We start from the raw sequence: 6,067 nt of genomic DNA, 5'->3' as shown, positions 1-6,067 counted from the left end.
TAAGCGTTGGATTTCTTTTTCCTGTTCTCTGATACGTTTTCTAAGTTCGATTAGTTCCTCATTCAGTGATAAAGCATCATCAGGTGTATGAACTGCTGATGCAACATGTAAACGTCCTTCTTTAAATGCTTTTATCCAACAATAGATAGTACCGTCTGGAACACCTAATTCTTTCGCTGCTTTATGTCCACCTATTTCCTGTGCGAGTTTTACTGCCTGTGCTTTGTACTCCATGTCATATGTTCTTTGTTTTTTTGCCATATTGTCCTCCTGTTTTCTGATTGATTATCATTATATCAAAAACCTTGAGGATAGGGTGTCAAATTTTATTGTACAATACCATCTGGAAATGTAAGTAAGATAACTTATGCAGATGGAAAAGAAGTAAAACTTTCATATGATGCACTAAGAAATTTAAGCCAGGTAGAAGATTGGCTTGGAATTACAAAAATCACAAATAATGCCAATGGTCAGGCTACAAAAGTAGTATATCCAGATGGAAAAGAAGTGTCATATACATATGGAATCTCAGGCGAAAAGAAGAGCATGACATATCCAGATGGTAGAACATTGCTCTATGATTACGATAAAGAGCTCCATCTTACACAAGTAAGAGAAATTGAAAGATTTAATGAGAAGAACCATGCTGGAAAATTAGCTCATAATCAGGGAATTCATGGCTCAACAGATTTAGACCAAGTAGCTCAAAAAACAAGGAAAATCGCAAGCTTTAAATATGATCATATGGGCCGATTAATTGGTAAAACATTAAATAATGGAACAAGCCAGGCATACGAATACAATGATAGAGGCTATTTAAGTAGACTAATAAATACTGATGCTAAAGGAATTTTGGATGACTATAGATATCAGTATGATGACATGTTTAATAGAACAGGAATCAGTAAGATTCGTAGAGATGTTTCAGAAGATAATGGAAACTATGCATATGGTTATGATGCAATTGGAAGAGTTGAAAGCGTAACTAAAGATGGTAGCCTATTAAGAAAATATGAATATGATGCATTTGGAAATAGAACAAGCCTTGTAGACTTCGGAAAAAATCAACGAGAATCATATAGTTATAATGCGATGAATCAGTTGATTAAAAAGACAATAGAAGTTGGTCCTAATATAAACTCAGTAGGATTAAGTAGTAAATCTACAAGTAACATAAATCCTGTAGACAAAGTAAAAGTTGTAAATAATAATTCAATAGAAAAGATTTTAAGTTACGCTTATGATAAACGAGGAAACTTAAGTCAGGTAACGGAAAATGGCAAAATAAAGAATACATATCTTTATGGAGCATTAAATAGATTAGAGCAGGCAACAGATGCAAAAGGTTTAATTGCAAGATATTCTTATGATGGACTAGGACATAGAGTATCAAGACAGGTAGGTAATTTATCAAGCCCACAGTTAAGTGGCGAGGTAAGACAGCAATTAAGTAAACAAGTAACTCAAGCAAAAGTTAGTAATATGTCACAAGTTGATGTTGCCAAAAATCTTGCAGCTGGTTTAGATCCAATGCAACAACTTAATACAAAAACACAGATAATGAATCCTACATCAAGGGTTGATTATGTAATAGATTTAACAAAAGAATATAGAAATATGCTAAGTAGCACAAGCTATGATTATGACCTAAAAGCAAGTGAAGATATAGTTGCAAATACAATTGGAAGTGTGCCAACAAATGTATCAGCAGACATAACAGCAAGTGTGCCAGCAAATACACCAGCAGACATAACAGCAAGCATGCCAATAAATGCATCAACTCAAACATTCACATGGGCAGATGAAGAACTTGTAGAGTCTAGCACAGATATAGCCATGAACATGAGTGAAAAATCTGGTGCAGATATAGCTGCATTTAGTGATAGTGGATATAACTTCCAACCTCAAAATAGATATACATTCCTAAACGATGATCTAGGAAGTACAATGCGTATGTCAAATGGTGCTGGAGTCTTACAAGCAACATATGCCTATGATGAATTTGGACAAGAGATTCTAGACGGAATCAATACATTAAAGAATACTTTAGGAAAAGTAGCAGATTTGGTAAACCCATTTGGATTCGTAGGATATCAGTTAGATAACATAGCAGATGATTATTTTGCAGAAGCCAGAGAATATCGTCCAGAAGAAGGAAGATTTTCAGGAATAGATAAAGTCCGAGGCTTTATAGAAATGCCATTTACCCTAAATAGATACGGCTATTGTTACAACAACGGAATGCTGATGAATGACTTGAATGGTATGTGGCCAAATCCAATTAAGTGGGTTAAGGATAAGACAAAAAAGGCTGCTAAGGCGGTCGGAAAATTTTGTGAAAAACATAAAAAAATAGTAGGGATAGGTATTGGAGTTGCAACTGTGGCAGCTACTGCAGGATTAATAGTTGCAACAGGAGGAATTGCAGCTCCAGCTGTAGCGGCAGCAGCAAAGATTGCAATTGGAGTAGGTGCAGGTGCTGGATTAGCAGCAGCAGGTGATATGTATACAAAAGGAAAAATAACAGCAAAAAACGTAAAGAAAGGAGCAATAGCAGGAGGAATAGTTGCAACTGCAATAGTTGCAGCTCCTGCGATAGCATCAAGTCCAATTGTAGAATCTACTGCTGCAAAAATGGGGGTAGAAAAAGTTACAGAATCTGCATTAAGAAAGAGTATAATAACAAATGTGGGTTTTTCTTCTGTTGCTTCAGGATTTGCAAATGTGATAACGGGAGAAAAAAGTTTTGATAATTTTTGGGATGGCGCAACAAGTGGAGCGATAAATGGTGTAATTACGTCAGTTGGAGGTGCGTGTAATCCTAATCCAGGATATGAGATTGAAAAAGGTTTGGGCAAGTTTATTCTAAAGAGTAGTGTTATAAATTTTTTGGCAGGTTTAACTAGTAGTTTTTATTCATCGGTAACATCAGGAAAAAATTGTTTAGATGCAATTAAAAATGGATTAATATCAGGAAGTGCTCAGGGCTTTTTCTCAGGCGTACATTCAGGAATATATGATGGTATTACTGATTTAGATACATTTGGACGTATATGGATAGGGTTACATAAGTATGCGTGCGACATAGGCGGAAGTACAGTACTTGGTAATATTATTATTAATTCATTAGACAAAAAAAATAATGAATTAGCCAATAAGAGAGAAGTAGAAAAAAAATAACGATGAGGAGAAAAAAATGACATCAAAAGTTGCACTTTATTATTTTTTAGGAGTAGGAGGATTTTATTTCCTATCCATAGGGCTGGGCTTTGAAATAAGGGCTTTTTTAAATAAAGAAAAATTGCATATAGTTGAACATGTAATTTATTTAGGAAATATATTAGGTGCGACATTAGGAATAATTATATTCTTAATTCCAGCAATAAAAGCTTCAGTGGAAATATATAATGAGGATTTCAATGTCGAATGTGGAATAATTGAATCAAATAAAAGAAATGATTCAGGAGAATGGATAGTTTTTATAATGGCTGATAACGCTTATTATAAAATTGAGGATAGAAAAAAAAACTATAGACGTGGGGAATACGTGATGGTTTATATAGTACCGGAAACACAGGAAATATATAAAATGGAGGCATTATTAAATGATTAAAAATTCGCAGGATATGGCAATAGTTATAGTAGCTTTGATGTTTTTAAGTAATGTTTTAATTTTTGTTCCATATAGAATTTTAATTAAAAAACATAAAAAAATAGCCAAAAATTATCTACAAATTTTTGGTCCACTGATTGATTTTGTGATTGCACTAGTAGTTATAGTTTATATAATTCATAAATAAACCATGTAGAAATATATATAAATGAGATTAAAGAAATATGCTAGGAAGCACAATGCGTATGTCAAATGGTGCAGGTGTACTTGAAGCAACATATGGATATGATGAATTTGGTCAAGACATCCTAAATGGAGTAAATACTCTTAAGAATGCACTTGGAAAAATAGCAGATTTAGTTAATCCATTTGGCTTCGTAGGATATCAGCGAGATAACATAGCAGATGACTATTTCGCAGAGGCCAGGGAATATCGCCCAGAAGAAGGAAGATTTTCAGGAACAGATAAAGTCCGCGGTTTTATAGAAATGCCATTTACCCTAAATAGATACGGTTATTGTTACAACAATGGAATGCTGATGAATGACTTGAATGGTATGTGGCCAAATCCAATTAAGTGGGTTAAGGATAAGACAAAAAAGGCTGCAAAGGCGGTTGGAAAGTTTTATGAGAAACATAGAGATGCTGTAAATATAGTTGGTGGAGCAGCTATTATAGCTGCAGGAGCCGCATTTGCACCTGTAATAGGAGTTTCAGCGGCTGCAGTAGCAATAAGTGGAACAACAGCCGCAGTAATAGGTGGAGTATCCAATATGACGACTGGCGGAAGATTTTCGGATGGATTCCTTGGTGGAGCAGTAAATGGAACGATAGCTGCTTTTATAGGTGGAGCAGGAGGTCAATTTGTTGGCGGCTTTGTTGGAACAGAGATAACAGAGCATGTTTCAGGTGGAAGGACAGAGCGAGAAATGCTTATGGACAGTTTATGTGCAGGAGGTGCACAGGCAGGATTAGAAAAATTTGTAAATCCCGTATTTGATAGAGCTAAAGAATGCGGAATAGGAAAGACAGCAGAATGTATTTGTGAGGCATATAAAGATATATATAGTTATACATGTGGAACGATGTCTTCGATATTGTCGAACTATTTTTTTGATGAGAAATCTAAGGAAAAGGTAGGAACAGTAGAATGCAATTAGTAGCTAGAAAAAAGACATTAAATAAGTTCGGATTAGACATAGCAACTAATGAATCTATGAATTTAGGCACTATATTTGTTATATGCATAATATTCAAGTTTGAAATAGGGATGATTTTTGCATGTTTTTGCGTAATTAGAGATATATATGTTATTAAAAGGTTTATGAAATTAAAGCATAAGACATCATATAGTGTTATTAATCAAGATGAAACATTATGTTTTTATACAGTTTACGTTACGCGTAAATCAAATATCAAAATAACAAGTGGAAATATAAAATTCAATGAAGTTGTTGATTATAATGTTATGCGTAAAACTAGTTTAAGAAGACAAAGTTATAATTGTGAAGAAGCAAAGTTCAATGTGTTTAAGTTGAAAGATGATAATATAGTTAAGTATAATGATATGATGTTTAAATCTGATGAAAAGAAAAGAAGTTTATCACTTTTAAAAGAAAAATTTGAATCATATGCTTGCCAAAATTTTAACGCCATAGAAAAAGAATATAATTTGAACAATGTTTTAATAGGGGCATATATTGTAGTATATGTATTAATTATTACTATATTTTATTTTTTGGCGCTTGAAATGCCGTAAAGATAGTAGAATATTTTAGGTAAATTCATTGCAGTCATGAGTCGGTACACTCTGCCGACGCTGATGGCAATACCATAATTTTGCTCAAGAATACGGAGAATTTTATATGCTCCAATACTTTTAGCATAATTATTGGGTGGCCCAGTTCTGTTTTAATTTATAGCATGGAGGTTTATATTAAAATGAGTGATAACTTTGTAAAAAGATTAGAGTTTGCGATTGCGGATAGAAAATCAATAATGAAAACAATGTTGAAATGGATATTAATACCAATTAGTATGTGTATTATATATATCTATAGGTGGAGTTTTGAAATAAGGTTTTGGATGTACTTGATTATTTCGGTGCTTATGATAATTGCTAGTATAGTATATTATCCATTAAAGGACATAATTTTTTTTAGAAAACTGATAAAAAATATAAAAGAAAATTGCGTTCAGTTGAAGTACAAAAAACTATATTTTAAGACGTTCGATCTTGAAGAAAATACTATGTTAGCTCAAGATGGAGAAAAGATACCAATTGAGTTTACATCAGATCAAGAGTATATAGATTTGCTTGGAAAAAATGAGGCAATAATTGTGAGTATAGAAGGAATAAATTATGCTTTTTCGTTAGATAACATGAGTATTAAAAAATTTTAATTTTAAGAAAAATTAAAAAAATTACTCTGTTTAAATTAAAAATATTACTCT

The 6,067-nt window shown here is 33.0% G+C and carries 7 protein-coding genes; 6 read left to right on the top strand and 1 reads right to left on the bottom strand.

Features of this window, described 5'->3' with window-relative positions:
- A partial coding sequence (locus tag BLV79_RS02080; RefSeq protein ID WP_143470199.1) for a transposase occupies nt 1–261 on the bottom strand: 261 nt, incomplete at its 3' end.
- Between the two features lie 246 nt (nt 262–507).
- Here BLV79_RS02080 and BLV79_RS02075 point away from each other — a divergent pair.
- The 6 genes from BLV79_RS02075 (at nt 508) to BLV79_RS02050 (ending at nt 6,016) form a co-directional block, all read left to right on the top strand.
- Nucleotides 508–3,180, top strand: a complete 2,673-nt coding sequence (locus tag BLV79_RS02075) for an RHS repeat protein (protein ID WP_074715758.1) — start codon at nt 508–510, stop codon at nt 3,178–3,180.
- A 16-nt stretch (nt 3,181–3,196) separates the two neighbouring features.
- Entirely contained in the window at nt 3,197–3,613 is a 417-nt protein-coding gene (locus tag BLV79_RS02070) for a hypothetical protein (RefSeq protein ID WP_029067537.1), read from the top strand.
- Nucleotides 3,606–3,800, top strand: a complete 195-nt coding sequence (locus BLV79_RS02065; RefSeq protein ID WP_074715756.1) for a hypothetical protein — start codon at nt 3,606–3,608, stop codon at nt 3,798–3,800. Before BLV79_RS02070 ends, BLV79_RS02065 begins: the two co-directional genes overlap by 8 nt.
- Nucleotides 3,801–3,837: 37 nt before the next feature.
- The gene (locus BLV79_RS02060; RefSeq protein ID WP_083354398.1) at nt 3,838–4,773 is read left to right on the top strand and encodes an RHS repeat domain-containing protein; all 936 of its coding nucleotides are present in this window, start codon (nt 3,838–3,840) and stop codon (nt 4,771–4,773) included.
- Nucleotides 4,764–5,372, top strand: a complete 609-nt coding sequence (locus tag BLV79_RS02055) for a hypothetical protein (protein WP_074715752.1) — start codon at nt 4,764–4,766, stop codon at nt 5,370–5,372. The genes BLV79_RS02060 and BLV79_RS02055 overlap by 10 nt, the downstream gene beginning before the upstream one ends.
- A 182-nt stretch (nt 5,373–5,554) precedes the next feature.
- Entirely contained in the window at nt 5,555–6,016 is a 462-nt protein-coding gene (locus tag BLV79_RS02050; RefSeq protein ID WP_074715750.1) for a hypothetical protein, read from the top strand.
- Nucleotides 6,017–6,067 lie beyond the last annotated feature (51 nt).

The organism is Lachnobacterium bovis DSM 14045 (assembly GCF_900107245.1).
Classification (GTDB): Bacteria; Bacillota; Clostridia; order Lachnospirales; family Lachnospiraceae; genus Roseburia; species Roseburia bovis.
This window is presented reverse-complemented; position numbering and strand designations above follow the sequence as displayed.